Genomic DNA, 22,466 nt, shown 5'->3' with positions numbered 1-22,466 from the left:
GCGCGGCAAGTCATCCCCTCAATTTATCGCCAGTCGCCCCGCGCCGCCTGCCACAGCGACAGCGCCGCCGCCGCCGCCGTATCGGCGCGCAGAATACGCGGGCCCAGGGACACGCGAACCGCCGCCGGATGCGCCGCGATGCGCGCGCGCTCATCGGCGTTGAAGCCGCCCTCCGGCCCGATCAGGATCGCCGCCGGTTCGCCGGGCATCGCGTCCAGCGCGGGCTCGCCGCCCGCCTCCTCGTCACAGAAGATCAGCGCCCGGCCCTCCGGCCAGTCCCGCAAAAGCACCTTCAGCGCCTGCATCTCGCCAAGGGCCGGGATTGCCGTGCGCTCGCACTGTTCCGCCGCCTCGATCATGTGCGCGCGCAGCCGCTCGGCCTTTACGCCGCGCACTTCCGTATGCGCCGTCACCACGGGTACGAAGCGCGCGGCACCCAGCTCGCATGCCTTCTCCGCCATCCATTCGAAGCGCGCGCGCTTGATCGGCGCCGCGCACAGCCAGAGGTCGGGAACGCGCTCGCGCGCCCGCGTCCGTTCGGCCGGCCGCAGCACCGCGCCGCGCTTGCCGATCTCCACGATGGGCGCGCGCCACTCGCCGGTTCGATCGTCGAACAGCAGCACATCGGCGCCCGCGCCAAGGCGCAGCACGCTGCCCAGATAACGCGCCGCGTCGGGTCCCAGCGCGGTCGCCACGCCCGCCTTCAATTCCTCGTCCACGAACAGGCGCGGCGTACGGCCGGAACTCATGCGCTATCCCCTGACAATTCAGCATTGGCCTCGCGGCTTTTCTCGCGCCGTCCCTAGCCCTAAAGCGCGGCCATGGCGACGCCCGACCCGCATTCCGCGCAGCCCGTCTCGCGCGACCAGCGTACCCCCGACGCTGCCCCGACAGGCTGGGTCGACGGCCTGCCCGCGCGCATACGTCCCTATGCCCGTCTGGCCCGGCTCGACCGTCCCATCGGTACATGGCTTCTCTACTGGCCCTGCGCCTGGGGCCTGCTGCTTCCCGGCGCGCAAGCGAGCGCGGCCGCCGATCTCCTTCTCTTCCTTGTCGGCGCGGCCGCCATGCGCTCGGCCGGCTGCGTCTGGAACGACATCGTCGACCGCGATCTCGACGCGCGCGTCGCGCGCACGCGCAGCCGCCCCATCGCCAGCGGCGCCGTGTCCGTCCGCGCCGCGCTGATCTTCACGGTGCTCCTCTGTCTGATCGGGCTTGCGGTTCTCCTGACCCTGCCCCGAACCGCCCAGCTCGTCGCCTTGGCCGCGATCCTTCTGGTGGCGGCCTATCCCTTCATGAAGCGGGTGACCTGGTGGCCGCAGGCATGGCTCGGCCTCACCTTCAACTGGGGCGCGCTGGTCGGCTATGCGGCCACCACGCAGGGCCTCGGCCTGCCGGCCCTCCTGCTCTACGCGGCCGGCTTTTTCTGGACGCTCGGCTACGACACGATCTACGCGCTTCAGGATCTTGAGGACGACGCCCTCGCCGGCATCAAATCGTCCGCGCGCCGCCTCGGCCGGTCCGTCCGCATCGGGGTCGCCGTCTTTTACGCGCTCGCGGCCGCGCTGGCCGCCGCCGCCCTTGCCGGCGGGCATGGCGCCGGGGTCGCCGCCGCCGCGGCCCTCCCCTTCGCGCTGCACCTTCTCTGGCAGACGCTGCGGCTCAGCGGCACCGACGCCCCGCTCGCGCTGCGCTTGTTCAAATCCAACGCCGCCGCTGGCCTGATCCTTGCGGCCGGCATCGCCGGGGCGGGGCTTGCCTGATCGGACGGACGCTGCCGGCACGGCACGGCCGCCTCCGCACAAAACCGCACGGCCGCCTTTGACCCCGCCGCGCCGCGTCCCTACATCGCGGCGATGCTTTCCCATGCCGACGCGCTCGCCCATCTCGACCAGATTCTGAACGCCGCCACCGCCGCCGGGGCAACGGACGCCGATGCCGTCTTCGTCGGCGGCGAGGCCGTGTCCGTTTCCGTTCTCAAGGGGGATGTCGAGGACATCACCCGGTCGGAGGATGCGGAAATCGGCCTGCGCGTGTTCGCCGGCGACCGCAACGCCACCGTCGCCCTATCCGATTTCTCCCGCGCGGCGATGGAGGAGGCCGCGTCCCGCGCCGTCGCCATGGCGCGCGCGGCGACCGCCGACGACTATGCGGGCCTTGCATCTCGGGATCTGCTGGCGGAGGATTTGTCTGCCGATCTCGATCTCGACGACGGCCGCGATTTCGATCTGCCCGGGCTGCAACAGGCTGCACTTTCGACGGAGGCGGCCGCTCTCGGCGTCACCGGCATCACCAATTCCGGCGGCGGCGGCGCGCAATCCGCACGCAGCACGACCGCGCTCGCCACGACGAACGGGTTCGCCGCCGCGCGTTCGGGCAGCAATCACGCCCTCTATGCCTCCGTCATCGCCGGCACGGGCACGAAGATGGAGCGGGATTATGCGCAAAGCTCGCAGCGCCACATGGCCGACCTCGAATCGGCGGAAACCGTCGGCCGGCGCGCCGGTGAGCGCACCGCCGCCCGCATGGACCCGGCCGCCATCAAGAGCGGCCGCATGCCCGTCCTCTTCGATCCGCGCGTGTCGGCCAGCCTGCTCGGCCATCTGATCGCCGCGATCAGCGGCGCGGCCATTGCGCGCGGCACCAGCTTCCTCGACGATCCGCAGGCGCAGCTCTTCGCGGCGGGGATCGAGGTGCTCGACGACCCGCACCGGCCTCGTGGCCATCGCAGTCGCACTTTCGATGGAGAGGGGCTGCCCGCCCGTCCGCGCAAGATCGTCGAGGACGGGCGCCTGACCGGCTGGCTGATGAACATCGCTTCCGCGCGCCAACTCGGTCTGGCGCCGACCGGCCATGCGGTGCGCGGCGTCTCCGGCCCGCCGGGCACCGGCACGTCCAATTTGCATCTCGCCGCCGGCAGCAAAAGCCGGCAGGATCTGATCGCCGAAACCGGAAACGGCGTCATCCTGACGGAGCTGATCGGACAGGGCGTCAACGCCGTGACGGGCGACTATAGTCGCGGCGCATCCGGCTTCCTGATCGAGAACGGAGAGATCACGCGCCCGGTTTCGGAAATCACGATCGCGGGAAATCTGAAGGACATGTTCGCCTCCCTCACCCCGGCAAGCGATCTCGAATTCCGCCACGCGACGAACGCGCCCACCGTGCGCATTGACGGGATGACCGTTGCAGGCGGCTGACGATCTTTCCCTGATCCTGGAGGCCGCGCGCGGTGCGGGCGCTCTGGCGGAGACGTTCCTGAAACATGGAACGGAATCCTGGGACAAGGGCGGCAACAGCCCCGTTTCCGATGCCGACCTTGCTGTCGATGCCTTCCTTGAGGAGCGCCTGCGGGCGCTACGCCCGGATTATGGCTGGCTGTCGGAGGAGACGCGCGACGACAAAAGCCGCCTCGCCGCGCCGCGTACATTCCTGGTCGATCCCATCGACGGAACCCGCGATTTCCTGCGCGGCCGCAGCGGCTGGGCTATTTCGATAGCGGTTGTTGAGGATGATTGGCCCATCGCCGCCGTCCTCTTCGCGCCCGCCCTCGGTTATGAATATACCGCCCGGCAGAGCGGCGGCGCCGCCCTTAACGGCAAACCCATCCGAACGTCGGGACGCAGTGCCTTGCAAAATGCCCGGCTTTGCATCGATCCCGACATTCTGCGTTCACGGCACTGGCAGGGTCCGGCATGCGACACGGCGCCAAAACCCAACTCCATCGCCCTGCGCATGGCCGATGTCGCGCGCGGCGCGGCCGATGCGACCTTCGACGGCCGCTCCACCAATGAATATGACACCGCCGCTGGCGCGCTGATCCTGACGGAGGCTGGCGGCGTCATCACCGATACGATGGGCGCGCGGCCGCGTTACAACAAGCCGCGTGCGAAGGAGCGCGACCTGATCGCTTCGGCCAGCCTGGCCCTGCACGAAGAACTCCGCCCGGCCTTCGCGGCGACGCTGGAAAGCCGGCGTCGCCGCTGAGGAGCGGGCCGTTGGCTAGCCGACCTTGTCGATGCCCAGCCTTGCGATCTCGATCTTGGGGCAGCGGTCCATGACGACCTTCAGTCCGGCGGCCTCGGCCTTTGCGGCCGCCGCCTCGTTGACGACGCCCAACTGCATCCAGACGGATTTGGCACCGGCGGCAATGGCGTCGTCGACGGCCTCCGCCGCCGCTTCGGAATTGCGGAAGATGTCGACCATGTCGATCTCGACGCCCAGCTCCTCCAGGCGGGGCCAGACATGCTCGCCGTGGATCTGCTCGCCGCCGATCGTGGGGTTTACGGGAATGACGCGGTAACCCTGATTCTGCAGGAACAGCATCACACCGTTGGAGGCGCGGTCCGGCCTGTCGGATGCGCCGATCATGGCGATGGTTCGGGTGCTCGACAGCAGGTCCTTGATTTCGGCGTCACTCGTCAGCGGCATGGTCCGGTTCCTCCAGTTTCTCGCGCAGCGCCGCTGCCGCCTGCCTCAACGCATCCCCGGCCTCGCCGTCGGAATAAACCGCGGGCGTGCCGGCATCGGATGCAGCGCGCAGGGCCATGGTCAGCGGCACGGCTCCCAGAAACGGAATGCGCCGCGCGGCGGATGTTTCCTTGGCGCCGCCATGACCGAATATGTCGGACCGCTCCCCGCAATGCGGGCAGACGAAGGTTGACATGTTCTCAATCAGACCCAGCACCGGCACATCCACCTTCGCAAACATGGCGATGGCCTTTTCCGCATCGATCAGCGCCAGGTCCTGCGGCGTCGACACGATCACCGCCCCGGCGGGCTTCACCTTCTGCGCCAGCGACAGCTGGATGTCCCCGGTCCCCGGCGGCATGTCCAGGATCATCACGTCCAGCGTGCCCCAGTCGCCGTCCGTCAACATCTGCATCATCGCCGCCGCCGCCATCGGTCCGCGCCAGATGACGGCCTGATCGGGCGGCGTCAGATTGGCGATGGACAGCAGCTTCAGCCCATGCGCCTCCAGGGGTTCGATGCGCCCCTGCTGGCCCGACGCCCTCGCCTTCGCGCCCAGCAGCGTCGGGACGGACGGCCCGTAAATGTCGCAGTCCAGCAGACCCACGCGCAGCCCCGACTGCGCCAGGGCCACGGCCAGGTTCGCCGCCACGGTCGACTTGCCGACGCCGCCCTTCCCCGATGCGACCGCGACGATCCGCCCCAGATGCGACAGGTCGGGCGCCGGCTGCTCGTGCGGCTGCCGCGGCGGCGCAGGAGGCTTCGGCGGCGGCGCCTCGGACGTCGTGATGATGCGTGCGCCGGGCGCTGCAAGTTCCACTGCCCGCTTCAATTTTGCCGCCGCCTCCGCGCTCAGCCCGCCAAGATCCAGAACAAAGCCGCGTGTCTCTGCGCGTGCGACGATACCGCTGGCGCGTCCGCTCGAAATCAGATCGCCGGATCCCGCCGGATCGTCGATTTTCGCCAGCGCGGCGCGCAGTTCGTCTTCATTCATGCTTGGCTTTTCCTGCGGCAAATGGTTGGGCGCCTATAGGAAAGCGCCGGGGGCGTTCGTATATGGTCCCTCATATGGAAAGCGTAAGGGCGGGTTTTTATGCCTTGGCAGAATAATGAAGGCGGCCCGTGGGGATCGGGCGGCGGTGGTGGTGACAAGCCGCGCAACCCCTGGGGGCAGAAGCCTTCGGGCGGAAGTGGTGGTGGTGGCGGCAAGCCATCCGGTGGCGGCGGTGCCGACTTCGACGATTTCATCCGGCGCTCGCAGGAGCGTCTGCGCGCCGGCATGGGCGGCGGCGGCAATCGCGGTGGTGGCGGCGGCGGAACGCTCACGGGCCGCTCCATGCCGTGGACCTGGATCATCCTGGCCGTCCTCCTCGTCTGGGTGCTGGCGACGTCGATCTACCGCGTCGAACCCGATGAACGGGGGGTCGAACTCATGTTCGGCAAGTATCACACCACGACCATGCCGGGCACGCACATCAAGTGGCCCTCCCCCATCGTGACGGTCGCCAAGCCGAAGGTGGAGCAGGTCTCCACCATCACCATCGGCTCCACCGAGACGTCTTCGCAGAACCTGATGCTGACCAGCGATCAGAATATCATCGACATCGCCTATGCGGTACGCTGGAAGATCGACGATCCGGAAGACTTCCTTTTCCAGTTCGCCGATCCCGAAACCACCATTCGGGAGGTGACGGAATCCGTCATGCGCTCCGTCGTCGCGTCCGTCGACCTCGACGCCGCGATCGGCCCCCAGCGCGAGCAGATCGCGTCGGAGGTCGAGGAGCGCACGCAGGCCATGCTGAACGATTACGGCGCCGGCGTGGACGTCGTCGGCATCGACATTCGCCAGGCGGATCCGCCAGCGGCTGTGGACGAGGCGTTCAAGGACGTCTCCTCGGCGCAGCAGAACGCCGAATCCTACATCAACCAGGCGCGGGCCTACAGCCAGCAGCTTATCGCGCAGGCGCGCGGCCAGTCCGCTGCGTTCGACGCGGTCTACGAACAATATCGTCTCGCGCCGGAGGTGACCCGCAAGCGCATGTATTTCGAAACGATGGAGCAGGTGCTCGGCAAGGTCGACAAGACCATTTTGGAGGCCGACGGCGTCGTGCCTTACCTGCCGCTGCCGGAGGTCGACCGGAACCGCGGCTCGCGCGCTGCGACCTCGGACGCACAGGGGAATACGCAATGAGCCTGAAGAACCCGATCGTCCTTCTGGCAGTGCTGTTCGTCCTGTTGCTGCTCGCCGTCACGTCCGTCTTTCGGGTGTCCGAAACGCAGCAGGTGATCATCACCCGGCTCGGCGATCCCGACCGCATCGTGAACGCCTATGATCCGAACGCGCCCTACGGCCGGACCGGTGCCGGCCTGCATCTGAAGGTCCCGTTTCTTGAAGACGTCATCTACGTCGACAAGCGGGTGATGGACCTCGATATGGAACAGCAAACCGTTTTGTCTACGGATCAGCTGCGGGTTGTGGTCGATGCCTTCGCCCGGTTCCGCATTACAGATCCTCTTCAGATGTACCAGTCGGTCGGCACGGAGGAACGCGCCGCGACGCAGCTTTCGCAGATCCTGACCTCCAGGCTTCGCAACGAGCTTGGTCGCCAGAATTTCGCGGCGCTCCTCAGTCCGGAGCGCGGTGACCTGATGGAAACGATCCAGCGTTCGGTCAATCAGGCGGCGCAGCGTTACGGCGCGGAACTGGTCGATGTGCGCATAAAGCGCGCTGACCTCCCCCCCGGCCAGCCGCTCGAATCCGCCTTCGCCCGTATGCGCACCGCTCGCGAACAGGAAGCGCGCCGTATTCGCGCCGAGGGTGACCGCCAGGCGCGCGTGATCCGCGCCGAAGCCGATGCAGAGGCTGCCCGCATTTATGCGGAAAGCTTCGGAAAAGACGAGGATTTCTACGAATTCTACCGCGCCATGCAGGCCTATCAGACGACGTTCGAGGACGGCAATGCCAGCGTCGTTCTGTCGCCGGACAATGAGTTCCTGGAGCAGTTTCAGGGGAATGTTCGCTAGGGGGACGTAACTGGCATGAATCTGGTCGTCGCCATCGGCCTGGCACTCGCGTTCGAGGGTGCAGCCTATGCGCTGTTCCCCAACGCGATGCGGCGCGCAGCGGCGATTCTGTTCGCCAAGCCGGAACGGGATGTCCGTGTCGCAGGCGCCTTTGCTTTCGGGCTGGGTGCGGTCATTGTGCTGACTGCGCTTGCCCTGTCGCAATGACGCCCCCCGTCTTTTTTTGGGAAAGCCGGGGACTTGGCGTTCAGAGTGCCGAGTTCATGAATACCGAAAGAGTTTTAAGAACAGAGGACCGCAAGACGAGATGACGAAACTTCGCAAGTCCGTATCCTACGCCGCCGCCGGCATCCTGTTCGGCAGCGCGGCAACGATGGCCCTGCAATATCCGGTCGTCGCCCAGACGGAGCAGCCGCAGAACCCGATGGCCGGCACCTCGCGGGCCGCGCCGCCGAACAATGCGCCCGGCAGCTTTGCGGATCTCGCGGCTCGCTTGCAGCCGGCAGTGGTCAACATCTCGACGACGCAGCAGGTCGAGGTGCAGCGCTCCCCCTTCCAGGGCTTCGGCCAGGGTTCGCCGCTTGAGGAGCTTTTCCGCCGCTTCGGCGAGCAGCAGCAGGGTGATGATGAGGAGGATCCCGAAACGCGGGAGGCAACCTCGCTCGGCTCTGGCTTCATCATTTCCCCGGACGGCTATGTGGTCACCAACAATCACGTCGTCGCGGCGCAAAGCGACGGTGGGTCGGTCGACAGTATCACGGTGACGCTGATCGACGACCGCGAGTATGAGGCGCAGGTGATCGGCCGTGACGCGCTCAGCGATCTGGCGCTTCTAAAGGTCGAGGCGGAGGGTCTGCCCTATGTCCGTTTCGGCAATTCCGAGGGTCTGCGGGTCGGTGACTGGGTCGTCGCGATCGGCAATCCGTTCGGTCTTGGCGGTTCGGTGACGGCGGGCATCGTGTCGGCGCTCCACCGCAACCAGATTACCGGCAATGCCTATGACCAGTTCATTCAGACCGACGCGTCGATCAATCGCGGCAATAGCGGCGGTCCCATGTTCGACCTGAACGGCAACGTCGTCGGCATCAACACGGCCATCTTCTCACCGACAGGCGGCAATGTCGGCATCGGTTTCGCCATTCCGGCGAGCCAGGCCCAGCCCGTGATCGAGCAGCTTCGTACCATCGGCCGCGTACGCCGTGGCTATCTTGGCGTGCAAATTCAGCCGGTCGATGAGACGCTTGCGGCCGGCCTGGGCCTCGACGAAGATGTCGGCGAAATCGTTGCCTCGGTCGAACCCGACGGCCCCGCAGCCGCAGCTGGCATACGCCGCGGCGACGTGATCGTCAGCGTCAATGATCAAGAGGTTACGAAGGACAACAATCTCAGTTCCATCGTTGCTGCCAGCGGTATCGGCAACAGCGTGCCCATCGAACTGATTCGGGATGGCAAGCGCGTCCGTGTGGAAGCGCAGCTGGCGGAGCGCCCCTCGGAAGAGGAAATCGCATCCGCCAATTCCGGCGAGCCGAACCTGCCGGATGGTGATGACGAGGAAACGACGTCCGAGAATAGCTCTCTCGGCATCACGTTGACCCAGCTTACGCCGGATATCCGCCGCCAGCTGCGCCTCGGCAACGACCTTAACGGCGTCGTTGTCGCCGGTGTGGACCCGAACAGCGATGCCGCCCGAAAGGGCATCGGCCGCGGCAGCGTCATCCTGTCCATCAACGGCACCCCGACCCGTACGCCGCAGGAAGCGGCGCAGGTTGTGGAGCAAGCCCGCGAGTCCGGACGCAGCGCCGTCGCGATGCTTGTCCAGCGCCGCGGCGCGCCGGTGCCGCTGTACGTGGGCGTGGAGATGTCCAAGCCGAAGGAATAGGCTCCTCGATTGCCTCGCCCCGCCGCCCTCGTTTAACTGTGTTATGACGAGGATGCGGCGGGGCAGGGACATGACGAAGACGACGGACGCGGCGGATATTCTGATCGGCCGGGGACACAAGTCCCCACAGCGCCTGCTTCTGGCTAGCGCCAACCGCCACGGCCTGATCGCCGGCGCCACCGGCACGGGCAAGACGGTGACCCTGCAGATCCTGGCGGAGGGCTTCTCTCGCGCGGGAGTTCCCGTCTTCATGGCGGATGTAAAGGGCGACCTTGCCGGTCTCGCCATGCCCGGCTCCCCGACATTCAAAAACCACGAGAAGCTGCTGCAGCGCGCCAGCGAGGTGGGTTTCAGCGATTACACCTATGCCCCCAGTCCCGTGCGCTTCTGGGATGTGTTCGGGGAGAAGGGCCACCCCGTCCGGGCCACCATCAGCGAAATGGGGCCGCTGCTCCTGTCGCGTCTGATGGGCCTGAACGACACGCAAGAGGGTGTTCTCATCATCGCCTTCCGCATCGCGGACGAGAAGACGATGCTGCTTCTCGACCTGAAGGACTTGCGGGCCATGCTGACCTGGCTCGGCGACAATGCCGCAGAGGTGCGCACGACCTATGGCAATGTTTCGGCAGCCTCCATCGGCGCGATCCAGCGCCGTCTGCTGCAGATCGAGGATCAGGGCGGCGCGAATTTCTTCGGCGAACCCGCTTTCGAGATCGCTGATTTCCTCAGCGTGGCGAACGATGGACGCGGCATCATCAACATTCTGGCCGCCGACCGGCTGATGATGAGCCCGCGCCTCTACGCGACATTCCTCCTTTGGCTTCTCTCCGAACTCTTCGAAACCCTGCCGGAGATCGGGGATCCCGACAAACCAAAGCTCGTCTTCTTCTTCGACGAGGCCCATCTGCTGTTCGACGAGGCGCCGCCCGCGCTCCTGGAGAAGATTGAACAGGTGGTTCGACTGATCCGGTCGAAGGGCGTCGGCGTTTTCTTCGTAACGCAGAACCCGTCCGACGTGCCGGACAGCATTTCCGCTCAGCTCGGCACCCGCATCCAGCACGCGCTGCGCGCCTTCACGCCGAAAGAGCAGAAGGCGATCAAGTCCGTGGCGGAAACATTCCGCCCGAACCCCGGACTTGATGTCCTGGCTGCCGTGACCGAACTGAAAACGGGTGAGGCGCTGACATCGTCACTGGACCGCGATGGCGCCCCGACACCGGTCGAACGGACGCTGGTGCGACCGCCGGAAAGCCGGCTCGGCCCACTGACGGATGCCGAACGCACGGCGGTCGTGGCCGCCAGCCCCTTCGGCAGCAAATACCGCGACAGCATCGACCGCCAATCCGCCTACGAGATGCTTGCCGCCCGTGCGGTCGACGCCGCCGACGCCGACGCGCAGGACGCGGCGGAGGCCAAGGCCAACGCCTCAGGTGCGGACAGAGGCAGCAGGATCGGCGGCATTTTCGGCAAGATCGCCGCCTCGGTCATCGGTGCTGTCGCCGCCAAGAAAGCGCGCGATTTCGGCGAACGACTTGCTGGGAAAAGGCCGTCTCGCCGGGGCTCGTCCGCAGCGCGCACAGCCGTTTCGACCGGCAGCAGCCAGCTTGGCTATGAAATCGGCAAGGCGGTGGCCGGACCAATGGGCGGGCGGATCGGCCGCGGCGTTCTCGGTAGCTTCAGCCGCACATTGGCGAAGAACCTGGATTTGTGACCACTCGCCTCTCTTTTTGCGGCCCTATATGTTGACGAACGGCATCGTGCGCAGGCGCTGCCCCGTGGCGGCGAAATAGGCGTTCGCGACGGCTGGAGCGATGGGCGGCACGCCCGGTTCGCCCACCCCGCCCGGCGCTTCGTCCGAACTGACGATCTCCACCTCGACTTCAGGCGATTCCGCGAGGGTCAGGAGGGGATAGCTGTCGAAATTCTGCTGAACGGCCTCCCCGGTCTCGAATCGCACCTGCCCATAAAGCGCCGCTGACAGGCCAAAGATGATGCTGCCCTCCATCTGGCTGCGCACGATGTCCGGATTGGCCACCTGACCGCAATCGACGACGCAGTTCACCTTTCGCACCCGGATCGACTCCGGCCCGCTTGCCTCCACATGGGCAACCTGCGCGACAATCGTGCCGAAGCTTTCGTGCAGCGCGATGCCCCGCCCGGTCCCATTCTCTGCCGGGGCAAGCAGCGTGCCGCGTGACGCGGCGAGCATCAGCACCTTCGCGGCACGGCCTTGCCGGTCCATGTGGCGAAGGCGGAATGCGAGGGGGTCCACGCCCGCGCGGGCAGCCAGTTCGTCCATGAACGTCTCGCTGAAGAACGGACCGTAGCTGTGCTCGACCGATCGCCAGTAACCGAGCGGAACGGGCATATCCACATGGGCATGGACGATCCGCTGCGCCGGAATATCGTAGGGCAGGTCCGTCAGTCCGGCGACCATCCCCCGGCTGTCACCCGCGCCGCCCGCGATTCCGCGAACGATCGCCGGTGCCATTCGGCTCATGAAACTCGCACCAAGATCCGGCGCCGCCAGTTTCGCGCCGAACGCGCTGATGGTCTTGTCCGGCCCGATAACGGCCTGCAGCCTCGCGCGAACCGCTGGGCGGTACATGTCACGCGCCATGTCCTCTTCCCGGTGCCAGATCAGCTGAACCGGCCGCCCCACCTCCTTTGCGATCATCGCCGCCTGTACGGCGGCATCGACCTCGACCTTGCGTCCGAAACCGCCGCCCAGAAGCGTGGGGTACACCTTCACTGCGCGCGTCGGGAGGCCAAGCGCGTCGGCCACCTTCCACGCCGTCAGCGTCTGCGACTGCGTCGGCACCCAGACCTCTGCGCGTCCATCCTCAATGCGAACGGTGGCGGTCATCGGTTCCATGCACGCATGCGCCAGAAACGGCACGGCATATTCGGCCGTCGCCACGCCTTCCCCCGCCAACGCGTCCGCCGCATCCCCTGAATTCACGAAGGCGGAACCACTATCCGGATCCGCCAGAATCCGGCTCAGCCGCTCCTCGATTTCGGCGCTTTCGGCAAGATCGCCGCCGCGATATTCGGCGTCGACCAGATCCAGCGCCTGCCGCGCCGCCCACCAGGTCTCGCCGACGACGGCAAACCAGCGATCACCGGAAACCACGCCGATGACCTTGTCCTCGGCCCCCGCCGCTGCGGGCCCGAAGCGGGCGCGGCTACCTGCTCCAAGCGGCGCGCCGCGAACGGCGGCATAGACCATGCCTGGAAGGCGCACATCCGCGCCGAACTCGGCCGTTCCGTTCACCTTCGCCGGGATATCGAGCCGCGGCACATCGCGGCCGAGCAGTCCACTGCCCGTCCTCAGCGCCGGTGATGTCGGGGCGTCGTTGACATCGATGTCGGGCAGCAGTTCGGTGAAGGCGACCCGCTTGCCCCCGCCCACGACATGGCTGCCCTCCGTATCCAGCGTTTCGGGGTCGACCTGCAACCGGCGCGCAGCGGTCCGAATCAGCAATTCGCGCGCAGCCGCGCCGGCCGCGCGCAGCGGCTCCCAAAAGGCGCGCACCGACGTCGACCCGCCCGTCACCTGCAACTCGAAGCGTTCGACCAACGATACAGCGGTCCAATGGGCAATCCCGGAAAGCAGGGCCGGCAAATCGGCGCCGACGCTCTCGACGAAGGCGCGATTGGCGTAGACCGGGTGGAGCGGCGCCGGCTCGACCGCCACCATCCGCCAGTCGGCGCCAAGCTCATGCGCCAGAAGCTGCGGCAAGGCGGTATAGACTCCTTGGCCCATCTCCGCCTGCGGAACGGCAACTGTAATGCGTCCGTCCGCGTCAATCTTCAGCCAGGCATTGATCAGCGTCTCGCTGTCCCTGACGGGCAGATTTACAGCGCGCTCACGCGGCCAGATCGTGTAGCCGACGACCAGTGCGGCAACGCCGCCGGCGCCGACCAGGATTTGCCGGCGGGAGGGGCCGGGCCGGGCCTTTTGTGCGGATCGCTCCCTAGGGCTTTTGTCGGTTTTAGAAGCTTCGGGCTTCATGGTCGGCGCTGTCATGGCGCCGATTTAGACCGCTCCGTGCGTAAAGGCTAACCCACCGCTTTCTTCGGCTTCTGAAAAACCCGCGTCACCTCCGGCCGGAAACTTTCCAGCGTGTCGCATTCGAAATCATCGTCGAAGGCCGGCGCATCCCATTCATCGACCAGCTTGCACGCGAAGCCATACCAATCCTCGTCCTTGAACTGGTCGCGCATATCGGTCGGCAGCCCCATATGATCGTAGTAATACTTACCCTGAAAGTGCTGATGCCATTTGATCGTGTGATAGATGTAATCGTCGACATAAGGCTTCAGGATTTCCGCGCCGATGGCTCCATGGTTCGGAATCGACATCGCCTTGCCCAAATCGTGACATAGCGCCGCCACGATCTCCTGATCGCTTGCCCCCGACCGGCGCGCGAGCGTTCCGCACATCAGGCTGTGGGTCAGCTGATCCGCACGGAACCCGACCTGCAGATCGCCCAGCCTTGCCAGCTGTTCCATGATGACGTTCGGCTGTTCGTCCTGCTGGTGCTTCGCATGTTCCGAACCAATGATCTTCCAGTCATCGGCCGTTCCGTCGAACATGCTTCGGAACGATGCGCGCGGAGCGCCTGTCTCGGCGGGTGCGGTGGCCACGATGTCGATCTCCTCTCCCAATCTTCGTGATCGAACATATCATAGGGGGCCGCAAAGGGCATCTCGCAGAAATAACCGGCCGCCCCGCCTGCCCCCTTCTACGCGTTCGCCTTTTCAGACGCGCGTCCGAAAGGGGGAAAAGTCTGTATCCGAATCGAATACCTCCACCCCCTCCGCGTGCTTCATCCAGCCCACGACCTGATAGGTCAGCGGCGTCAGCACAGCCTCCCAAACCACCTTCATCAGATAGTTGGTCGCCATGACGGTGAACACGAGATCTGTCTCCCAGACGCCTAGAAACGCGACCGGATAAAAGATCAGGCTGTCGATTCCCTGTCCCACCACCGTGGAGCCGATCGTGCGTGTCCACAACATGCGGCCGCCGGTGAGAAGTTTCATCTTCGCCATGACGAACGCATTGGCCAGCTCCCCTGCCCAGAATGCGGAGATGGAGGCGAGAACGATACGGCCGGTGATGCCGAACACCTCCTCATAGGCCGCCTGCCCGCCCCACCCATCAGCCGGCGGCAATGCAACGACCACCCAGCTCATCAGCGCCATGAAGGCCAGCGCCGCGAAGCCCGTCCAGATGACCCGGCGCGCGCGGGCATAGCCATAGACCTCCGTCAGCACGTCGCCCAGAACATAGCTGAGCGGAAAGAAGAGGATACCGGCGCCAAAGACAGTATTGCCGATGATGGGCAGGTCGAGCGCCGCGACCTTTGCCGCGCCGATCAGGTTCGACAGCAGCAGGACCGCGACAAAGGCCGCCATCGCAAAATCATAGTAGCGCAGCTGGCGGCTGTTCAGCGCCTTTGCATCGATGCGCGGATTCGCGCCCATCCCCTCGCTCATGCTGTCATGTCTAGCCCAGCGCGCGCCTGCCCGCTATGGGGCGCGGCATGACCGAAGCGACACCCGCAATCACCCCCGAACTGGTGGCCGAGCACGGCCTCAGCCCCGATGAATATGGCGTCATTCTGAAGGCGCTCGGCCGCGAGCCGAACCTGACCGAACTGGGTATCTTCTCGGTCATGTGGTCGGAGCATTGCAGCTACAAATCCTCTCGCCTTCACCTGAAGAAGCTGCCGACCAAGGGGCCGCAGGTTATCCAGGGGCCGGGCGAGAATGCGGGCGTCGTCGACATCGGCGACGGCGATGCCGCCATCTTCAAGATGGAAAGCCATAATCACCCCAGCTTCATCGAACCCTATCAGGGCGCGGCGACGGGCGTCGGCGGCATTTTGCGCGACGTCTTCACAATGGGCGCGCGGCCGGTAGCGAACATGAACGCGCTACGCTTCGGCGCGCCGGATCATCCGAAGACCCGGCATCTGGTCAAGGGCGTGGTAGCCGGCATCGGCGGCTACGGCAACTGCGTCGGCGTCCCGACGGTCGGTGGGGAGACGAATTTCCACCCAGCCTATAATGGCAATATCCTCGTCAACGCGATGACGGTCGGCACGGCGAAGACCGACAAGATCTTCTATTCGGCCGCCGCCGGCATCGGCAATCCGGTCATCTATGTCGGCTCCAAGACCGGCCGCGACGGCATCCACGGCGCGACCATGGCGTCGGCCGAATTCACCGAGGATTCGGAGGAGAAGCGCCCCACCGTTCAGGTCGGCGATCCTTTTACGGAAAAGCTGCTGATCGAGGCGTGTCTGGAACTGATGGCGACCGACGCTATCGTCGCCATTCAGGACATGGGCGCGGCCGGCCTGACCTCCTCCTCGGTTGAGATGGCCGACAAGGGCGGCGTCGGCATCGAACTCGACCTGTCGAAGGTTCCGTGCCGCGAAGAGGCGATGACGCCCTATGAGATGATGCTGTCGGAAAGCCAGGAGCGGATGCTGATGGTGTTGAAGCCCGGCCGTGAGGCCGAGGCGGAGGCGATCTTTCGCAAGTGGGAACTGGATTTCGCCGTCATCGGCACCGTCACCGACACAAAGCATCTGGTCCTGAGGTTCGAGGGCCAGACCGTCGCGGACATCCCACTCGGACCGCTTGGCGACAATGCACCGCTTTACGACCGTCCGCACGAGCCGACTCCGAAGCAGCCGCCGCTGCCGCCGGTCACGACCACGACGAGCGTCACGCACGATCTCGTGTCGCTGATGGGATCGCCCGATCTGGCCAGCCGCCGCTGGATCTGGGAGCAGTATGATCACATGGTGATGGCCGACACGGTGGGCCGACCCGGCGGCGATGCGGCCGTGGTCCGTGTGCATGGCACGCAAAAGGCGCTGGCGATCACGACCGACTGCACGCCGCGGTATTGCTTCGCCGACCCGGTTGAGGGCGGCAAGCAGGCGATTGCCGAGGCGTATCGCAATCTGACCGCAGTCGGCGCGACGCCGCTCGCCACGACCGATTGCATGAATTTCGGCAATCCCGAGCGCCCGCGGATCATGGGCCAGTTCGTCGGCTGCATCGAGGGGATGGCCGAGGCTTGCGCGGCGCTCGACATGCCGATCGTTTCCGGCAACGTCTCCCTCTACAACGAAACGAACGGCATCGGCATCCTGCCGACGCCCGCAATTGGCGCGATCGGCCTCCTAAAGGACTATACCCGCCGCGCCGACATCGCCTTCAAGGCTGCCGGAGACACGATCTTCATCGTGGGCGCGACGCGCGGCCATCTCGGCCAGTCGCTCTGGCTTCGCTACATTGATGGCCGCGAAGAGGGGCCGCCGCCGCCCGTCGATCTGCATACCGAACTGGCGACCGGCAACTTTGTGCGAGGCATCATAGTGGAAGGCACCGCCAACGCCGTTCATGACTGTTCCGACGGCGGCGCCCTGGTTGCCGTCGCGGAAATGGCTCTGGCCGGCCGCCTGGGATGCTCCCTTGCGCCGCCGAACTTCGTCGGCGATCGTTTCGAGGGTCCAGCGCAGGCTGCGTGGTTCGGAGAAGATCAGGGACGGTACATCGTCACAACGTCGGACCCGGACAAATTCGCCGACATGGCAAGACAGGCCGGCGTCCCCTGCTACCGGATCGGCAATGTCGGCAGCAGCGATGCACCGGCGCTCGCCATCGACGGCGAACAGGTCAGCCTCGATGCGCTCTATGCGGCGAACGAGAATATCCTGCCGGACCTGATGGGCGGCTGAGGATTATAATCGGCGGACCGGGTCCGTCGCTATTGCAAACTGTTCTCGATTGCTTTAGCTCTCTTCGCAGCAAGGGAGTTCCTATGGTCGTTTGCAGTTGCAATGCGCTTCGTGAACGCGATGTCCGTTCCGCCGCTCGCGGCGGCGCCGGCTGCCCCAAGAGCGCATATGCCGCCCTTGGTTGCCGTGCCCAATGTGGCCGGTGCCTGCCCTTCGCGCGCGACCTGATCCGCGCGGAACACACAACGACCGTCTGATTTTTTTCACGCGTCCTTCAGGGGGCGTCCGATGCGCCTTTTCTCATGGGTGCAATCGGTTAGGCGTAACGCGACACTGCGACTGTGCCTGATAATAAATTGCAGTAATTAAAAGAACTTGACCCTGTTTCGTCCAAGCCTCATCTCGCACAGCGAAGATTACGGAAGGACGATGCCATGAAGGGTGATCCGAAGATCATCGCGCTTCTCAACGAGACGCTCAAGAACGAACTGACCGCGGTGAACCAATATTGGCTTCACTACCGCATGCTCCACAATTGGGGCGTCTATCATCTCGCCGATTTCGAACGGCAAGAGTCGATCGACGAGATGAAGCATGCGGACATTCTGGCTGAGCGCATCCTGTTTCTGGGCGGTCTGCCGAATTTCCAGGCGCTCGGGCGTCTCCGTATCGGCGAGACCGTCGAGGAGATTCTGAAGGCCGATCTCGAGGTCGAATATGAAGCGGTCGAGCAGTTGAAGGGCGCGATCAAGGTCTCGGAAGACACACAGGACTATGTCTCTCGCGACCTGTTCAGCGAGATCCTGCGCAACGAGGAAGAGCATATCGATTATATCGAGCAGCAGCTCGAACAGATCGAACGCATGGGCCACCAGAATTACGTGCAGCTGCATTCGAAGCCGAAGCCCGACGACGGCCATTGATCCGGCCATCCTCCGCTGCACAGTCGATACGGCCGACGCAGCGCTTTCTTCAGCAACAGAAAAGGGGCGGCGACCGGTCAGGTCCCCGCCCCTTTCTATTCCACCTCCGCTAAATTCCGCGGTTAGTCCTGCTTCACATCCTCGCGGTTCCAGAACCGGAGTTTCCCGCACATTTCGATGAACTGCCCGGCATTGCCGCTGCTGACATCCAAGAAGCCGTCATCGCGGTAATTCCATACGCCCGCGCTCTCGAACAGAGGCTGGACAGCCGGAACATAGGCGATGAACTTTGCATGGGCGAACGCATCATTGACGAAGTCGATGGACGGTTTGTCCGCATTGTAGCGCCGTGCCGATTCCTCGTTCATCAAAACGGCGACGGCGTCGTAGACAACCGAAGGCCCGCCGTCGATCTTCTGGTCCGCCTTCAGCTTCTGGCCGTTGGACAACGTCGCTCCGCCGACATGGGGCGCGATGATCTCGCAGATGGCTCCCGCCGCCTCTGCCGCATCCTGCAACGCCTGGACCGTATCGGCATCGGCGCCATCAGCGACGTAAATGCCCAGCTTGCGGCCCTTGAAGCTGTTCGGACCGTTTTTCAGGATCGAAAGCGCGTCCGACGGCTTCAGGTCGGTCACCGGCTCCCGCGCTGCCTTCGCCGCCGCAGGCAGTTCGTCCATGCCAAGGCCGTCGGCGACGGTTTTCGCCAGCCCCTCGTCGATATTGCGCAGATGGCCGACCATGCGCGCGCGAATGTCTTCCCGGTCGCATTTCGACAGTTCGAAGGTGAGCGCAGCGCCGAGATGCGTCTGTTCGACCGGCGTCTGCGAGATGAAGAATTGGCGTGCCTGACTGTAATGATCGGCGAACGTCTCCGACCGCTCGCGCAGCTTCGCGCCTTCGACCGGCTCGGGAAAGCTCGTGAAGCCGGCTTCCGGATTCTCTCGCGGGCCCTCCCCATGATCCCAGCTGTTCGGTTCGTAGTTCACGCGCCCCTTCGGGTTCGTCATCGCCATATGACCGTCCTGCTGGTAGTGCCGGACCGGACATTTCGGGGCGTTGATCGGAATGTGCGTGAAGTTCGGTCCGCCCAGCCGCTTCAACTGCGTGTCGAGGTAGGAGAAGTTCCGACCCTGAAGAAGCGGATCGTTGGTAAAGTCGATGCCGGGGACCACGTTCTGCGTACAGAACGCCACCTGCTCCGTCTCCGCGAAGAAATTGTCGACATTGTTATCAAGCGTCAGCGTACCGATGATCCGCACCGGCACATCCTCCTCCGGGATGATCTTCGTCGCATCGAGAATGTCGAACGGGAAGCGGTCGGCGAACGCGTCGTCGAACACCTGGATGCCCAGATCCCACTGCGGGAAGTTGCCGCTGTCGATCGCGTCCCACATGTCGCGGCGGTGAAAGTCCGGATCCATGCCGTTTACCTTCAGCGCCTCGTTCCAGATCACCGACTGAAGGCCCAGTTTCGGTTTCCAGTGGAACTTGACGTAGGACGATTTTCCCTCCGCGTTGACCAGACGGAAGCTGTGGACGCCGAACCCCTCCATGAAGCGGAACGAGCGCGGGATCGTCCGGTCGGACATGATCCACATGACCATGTGCATCGATTCAGGGGAGAGGGATATAAAGTCCCAGAAATTGTCATGAGCGGTCTGCGCCTGCGGGAAACCCCGGTCGGGCGCCGGCTTGGCGGCATGGATCAGGTCAGGGAACTTGATCGCGTCCTGAATGAAGAACACCGGAATGTTGTTGCCGACAAGGTCCCAATTGCCGTCCTCGGTATAGAATTTGGTCGCGAACCCGCGCACATCGCGGGCAAGATCGGGCGATCCCTTGTTGCCGGCAACCGTGGAAAAGCGCGTAAAGGTCGGCACTTTCTTTCCGACCTGGTTGAAGATCTTGGCGCGGCTCAGTTCCGGGATCGCCTCCTTCAGTTCGAAATGGCCATGAACGCCATACCCCCGCGCATGCACGACGCGTTCCGGAATCCGTTCATGGTCGAAGTGGAAGATCTTTTCGCGGGCAATCTGGTCTTCTAGAAGAGAGGGTCCGCGCGCGCCGGCCTTCAGCCAGTTCTGATCGTCGGAGACCGGCGCACCCTGCGCCGAGGTCATCGTATCGTCGGCGCCCCTGGCCTTCTGATGATTCGCTCCGCCTTTCGACAAATCTTGTTGACCCATGTTAAAAATCCTTCCTGCGCATGTGCTTACAGCATGGCAACGGCGCGAGAGGGCTTGTTGTTGCGTGAACAATTTCGATCAGCGGCTTTCAGAAAAGGACGACCGCTCGCTTATCTCGGCACATCCTCCCGGCTGCGCGCCGGCCGCACCACGCGCCACCTTCCCTCGCCGCGCTTTTGGCACAGCCAACCCATGTCGGCGCAGAAGGCCGGCACGTCCGTCCGGGCGGCAGGATCGTCTGCAATCAGCACCAGCGTCCGGCCCGCCGGTTCTGAAAGCGCGATCTTTCGCAGCCTGAGGACGGGCATGGGGCAGCGCATGCCGCGCGCATCGATCAGCGTCTCGCCGCTTTTGCTAGGTTCGTCGTTCACCGGCCCTGTCATAGCATCGGCGATGCGACACGCGGGAGGGAGCAATTCATGGGCGAAGCAAAGACGATGTTCCGGCCGGATCTTATGCAGGGCGAGAAAATTCTCGTGACCGGCGGCGGAACCGGGCTTGGCAGGGCAATGACGCGAGCGTTCATGGAACTGGGCGCCGAATGCATCATCTGGGGACGCCGGGGCGGCGTGCTGGAGGACACGGCGGCGGAACTGGAAGCAGCAACTGGCGGCACGTGCCGGACAGCCGCCGTCGACATTCGTAGCGCCGGCGCCATCGAGGAGGCGATGGAGGACGCTTTCTCCGGCCGTCCGCTGACAGGGCTCGTCAACAATGCGGCGGGCAATTTCGTCTCGCCGACCGAGCGGTTGTCGGCGAACGCCTTCAATGCCATCGCGTCCATCGTCGCGCACGGAACCTTCAACTGCACCGTCGCGGCGGGCCGTCGATGGATCGAGGCCGGGAAGAACGGAAATATTCTCTCGATCGTCGCCAGTTGGGTCTGGAACGGCGGCCCCTTCACCGTGCCGTCGGCCATGTCGAAGGCCGGGGTCGCCGTCATGACGCAAAGCCTGGCGGTCGAATGGGGCAATCGCGGCATCCGCGTGAACGCAATCGCGCCCGGTCCCTTTCCGTCCGAGGGGATGGAGAAACGACTGATGCCGGAACCGCTCTCAAAGAAGCTTGGTGCGGAGGGCGCCGACGGCATGGGCGCGGCCGGCAATCCGATGGGCCGTTGGGGCCGTCACCGCGAATTGATGAACCTCGCCTGCTTTCTGATGGCGCCGGGCGCGGAATATCTGACGGGGGAGGTGATCGCTATAGACGGCGCTCAGTGGCTTGCCGGCGGCGGCAATTTTTCTGCCATGTCGAAACTGTCAGGCAGCGACTGGGACATGATCGGGAAGGCGATCAAGGACACGAACGCCGCCGACCGTGCCGAGCGAACCGCCTGATCGCAGCGCGGCTCGTTGCTGCGCGATCAGCGAACCTGCAGGATCTTGACGCCCCGGTCGCGGTATAGCCGGGCAAGCGGTTCATGTTCGAACAGGCGCCGCTTCCCCCGTTTTCCCTTGACGATCCAGATGCCGTCTGGATGACGATAGAGATCCTTGGACACCCGCTCCGATACCTCGATCAGCGCGTCCTTGTCCTCGGATCGCAAACCTCGCCAGCGCAGCGTCCGCCTTTGCCGGCGTAGCCACAAATAGATGATCCCGATCCCGGCGGCGATCAGGAGAAGCAGAAGCCCGACCGCGACCGCGAAGCTCTTCAGCCCGCCCGGACGAATGCTCGGCCCCGATTCGGCTGGAGCCGTCGGCATCTCGCCATTCACGATCTGTATTTCGCCTTCTCCCGGCCGGATCCGATCGATCGAGCCGTCCCCGCCCGACAGCACGCCGATGCCCACCGGTCCAACGGTCAGCATGTGTGTCGCGCGGTCGACGCACTTCACCTTCATGCTGATGAACGAAGCGCTGCGATTGAAGACCTGGTAGCTCTCGATCGCCGGGCAATTGCCTTCGAGTTCCGTCATGACGACCTCGACCAGATCGTCGACCGCCTTGCCCGCTTCCCCGGCGCGCAAGCGCGCGAACAGGCGTTCGCTGGAGGATGTGCGGTCTGCGCCGGCCTCCCGGTCCAGCGAGACGGCATCGACGTCCTCATCCGTGATGACCGCATCCGGTATTTGCGCCTTTGCGGCGGGCGGCGTCAGCAGCGCAGAAGCGTACGCGGCGCTGGCAAGCGCCAGCGTGCACGATCGGAAAGGCGCTTGTCGCAACGAACTCGTCCCCCTTTGAAATGCGGGCTATCGTCAGCACGCCTTCTTGCC

The 22,466-nt window shown here is 64.8% G+C and carries 21 protein-coding genes; 12 read left to right on the top strand and 9 right to left on the bottom strand.

The features are described 5' to 3' along the window. Positions 1 to 23 precede the first annotated feature (23 nt). Positions 24 to 749: a 16S rRNA (uracil(1498)-N(3))-methyltransferase gene (locus tag C725_RS10635; RefSeq protein ID WP_008602772.1), complete on the bottom strand. Its 726-nt coding sequence runs from the start codon at positions 747 to 749 to the stop codon at positions 24 to 26. Positions 750 to 821: 72 nt separating this feature from the next. Between C725_RS10635 and ubiA the strand changes: the two genes are divergently transcribed. The 3 genes from ubiA (at position 822) to C725_RS10620 (ending at position 3,987) form a co-directional block, all read left to right on the top strand. Further along, positions 822 to 1,763: a 4-hydroxybenzoate octaprenyltransferase gene (ubiA, locus tag C725_RS10630; protein WP_008602771.1), complete on the top strand. Its 942-nt coding sequence runs from the start codon at positions 822 to 824 to the stop codon at positions 1,761 to 1,763. A gap of 93 nt (positions 1,764 to 1,856) precedes the next feature. After that, positions 1,857 to 3,200, top strand: coding sequence for a TldD/PmbA family protein (locus tag C725_RS10625; RefSeq protein WP_008602769.1), 1,344 nt, complete (start codon positions 1,857 to 1,859; stop codon positions 3,198 to 3,200). Then, the gene (locus C725_RS10620; RefSeq protein ID WP_008602768.1) at positions 3,187 to 3,987 is read left to right on the top strand and encodes a 3'(2'),5'-bisphosphate nucleotidase CysQ; all 801 of its coding nucleotides are present in this window, start codon (positions 3,187 to 3,189) and stop codon (positions 3,985 to 3,987) included. Before C725_RS10625 ends, C725_RS10620 begins: the two co-directional genes overlap by 14 nt. 15 nt (positions 3,988 to 4,002) lie before the next feature. Here C725_RS10620 and C725_RS10615 read toward each other — a convergent pair whose 3' ends face one another. Together C725_RS10615 and C725_RS10610 are read right to left on the bottom strand one after the other, a co-directional pair. Next, positions 4,003 to 4,431 (bottom strand): CoA-binding protein, encoded by a 429-nt coding sequence (locus C725_RS10615; protein ID WP_008602766.1) that lies wholly within the window; start codon positions 4,429 to 4,431, stop codon positions 4,003 to 4,005. Next, positions 4,415 to 5,464: an Mrp/NBP35 family ATP-binding protein gene (locus C725_RS10610; protein WP_008602764.1), complete on the bottom strand. Its 1,050-nt coding sequence runs from the start codon at positions 5,462 to 5,464 to the stop codon at positions 4,415 to 4,417. The genes C725_RS10615 and C725_RS10610 overlap by 17 nt, the downstream gene beginning before the upstream one ends. A gap of 99 nt (positions 5,465 to 5,563) precedes the next feature. On the opposite strand from C725_RS10610, the gene hflK reads away from it, so the two are divergent. The 5 genes from hflK (at position 5,564) to C725_RS10585 (ending at position 11,084) form a co-directional block, all read left to right on the top strand. Then, positions 5,564 to 6,661, top strand: a complete 1,098-nt coding sequence (gene hflK / locus C725_RS10605) for an FtsH protease activity modulator HflK (protein ID WP_008602762.1) — start codon at positions 5,564 to 5,566, stop codon at positions 6,659 to 6,661. Continuing rightward, entirely contained in the window at positions 6,658 to 7,494 is an 837-nt protein-coding gene (gene hflC, locus C725_RS10600; protein ID WP_008602760.1) for a protease modulator HflC, read from the top strand. The genes hflK and hflC overlap by 4 nt, the downstream gene beginning before the upstream one ends. 15 nt (positions 7,495 to 7,509) lie before the next feature. Then, positions 7,510 to 7,701 (top strand): DUF2065 domain-containing protein, encoded by a 192-nt coding sequence (locus tag C725_RS10595; RefSeq protein ID WP_008602758.1) that lies wholly within the window; start codon positions 7,510 to 7,512, stop codon positions 7,699 to 7,701. A 100-nt stretch (positions 7,702 to 7,801) separates the two neighbouring features. Beyond that, complete coding sequence (locus tag C725_RS10590; RefSeq protein ID WP_008602756.1) at positions 7,802 to 9,373, top strand: Do family serine endopeptidase; 1,572 nt, start codon at positions 7,802 to 7,804, stop codon at positions 9,371 to 9,373. Between the two features lie 70 nt (positions 9,374 to 9,443). Further along, positions 9,444 to 11,084, top strand: coding sequence for a helicase HerA-like domain-containing protein (locus C725_RS10585; protein WP_008602754.1), 1,641 nt, complete (start codon positions 9,444 to 9,446; stop codon positions 11,082 to 11,084). Between the two features lie 24 nt (positions 11,085 to 11,108). Here C725_RS10585 and C725_RS10580 read toward each other — a convergent pair whose 3' ends face one another. The 3 genes from C725_RS10580 to C725_RS10570 form a co-directional block, all read right to left on the bottom strand. Beyond that, positions 11,109 to 13,403 carry a xanthine dehydrogenase family protein molybdopterin-binding subunit gene (locus tag C725_RS10580; RefSeq protein WP_078056253.1) on the bottom strand — a complete coding sequence of 765 codons (2,295 nt, stop codon included), beginning with the start codon at positions 13,401 to 13,403 and terminating at the stop codon, positions 11,109 to 11,111. 32 nt (positions 13,404 to 13,435) lie between these two features. Continuing rightward, positions 13,436 to 14,023 (bottom strand): HD domain-containing protein, encoded by a 588-nt coding sequence (locus C725_RS10575; RefSeq protein ID WP_008602750.1) that lies wholly within the window; start codon positions 14,021 to 14,023, stop codon positions 13,436 to 13,438. 114 nt (positions 14,024 to 14,137) lie between these two features. After that, positions 14,138 to 14,878 (bottom strand): queuosine precursor transporter, encoded by a 741-nt coding sequence (locus C725_RS10570; RefSeq protein ID WP_038282882.1) that lies wholly within the window; start codon positions 14,876 to 14,878, stop codon positions 14,138 to 14,140. A gap of 47 nt (positions 14,879 to 14,925) precedes the next feature. Here C725_RS10570 and purL point away from each other — a divergent pair, with 47 nt between their 5' ends. From purL to bfr, 3 genes are all read left to right on the top strand, one after another. Then, the gene (purL, locus tag C725_RS10565; protein ID WP_038282948.1) at positions 14,926 to 17,139 is read left to right on the top strand and encodes a phosphoribosylformylglycinamidine synthase subunit PurL; all 2,214 of its coding nucleotides are present in this window, start codon (positions 14,926 to 14,928) and stop codon (positions 17,137 to 17,139) included. 83 nt (positions 17,140 to 17,222) lie between these two features. Continuing rightward, the gene (locus C725_RS16995) at positions 17,223 to 17,396 is read left to right on the top strand and encodes a (2Fe-2S)-binding protein (protein ID WP_078056252.1); all 174 of its coding nucleotides are present in this window, start codon (positions 17,223 to 17,225) and stop codon (positions 17,394 to 17,396) included. Positions 17,397 to 17,573: 177 nt separating this feature from the next. Then, positions 17,574 to 18,062, top strand: coding sequence for a bacterioferritin (gene bfr / locus C725_RS10555; RefSeq protein WP_008602744.1), 489 nt, complete (start codon positions 17,574 to 17,576; stop codon positions 18,060 to 18,062). A 122-nt stretch (positions 18,063 to 18,184) separates the two neighbouring features. Here bfr and C725_RS10550 read toward each other — a convergent pair whose 3' ends face one another. Both C725_RS10550 and C725_RS10545 read right to left on the bottom strand, forming a co-directional pair. After that, positions 18,185 to 20,251, bottom strand: a complete 2,067-nt coding sequence (locus C725_RS10550; protein WP_008602743.1) for a catalase — start codon at positions 20,249 to 20,251, stop codon at positions 18,185 to 18,187. A gap of 110 nt (positions 20,252 to 20,361) precedes the next feature. After that, complete coding sequence (locus C725_RS10545; protein WP_200858605.1) at positions 20,362 to 20,622, bottom strand: sulfurtransferase TusA family protein; 261 nt, start codon at positions 20,620 to 20,622, stop codon at positions 20,362 to 20,364. A gap of 48 nt (positions 20,623 to 20,670) precedes the next feature. Here C725_RS10545 and C725_RS10540 point away from each other — a divergent pair, with 48 nt between their 5' ends. Continuing rightward, positions 20,671 to 21,588, top strand: coding sequence for an SDR family oxidoreductase (locus C725_RS10540; protein WP_008602739.1), 918 nt, complete (start codon positions 20,671 to 20,673; stop codon positions 21,586 to 21,588). Positions 21,589 to 21,614: 26 nt separating this feature from the next. On the opposite strand, the gene C725_RS10535 is transcribed toward C725_RS10540, so the two are convergent. Then, positions 21,615 to 22,415 (bottom strand): hypothetical protein, encoded by an 801-nt coding sequence (locus tag C725_RS10535; protein ID WP_008602737.1) that lies wholly within the window; start codon positions 22,413 to 22,415, stop codon positions 21,615 to 21,617. Between the last annotated feature and the right edge of the window lie 51 nt (positions 22,416 to 22,466).

This window comes from Pacificimonas flava (genome assembly GCF_000342165.1).
GTDB classification, from domain to species: domain Bacteria; phylum Pseudomonadota; class Alphaproteobacteria; order Sphingomonadales; family Sphingomonadaceae; genus Pacificimonas; species Pacificimonas flava.
Note: the sequence above shows the minus strand (reverse complement) of the source record. Positions and strands in the feature narration are given on the sequence as shown.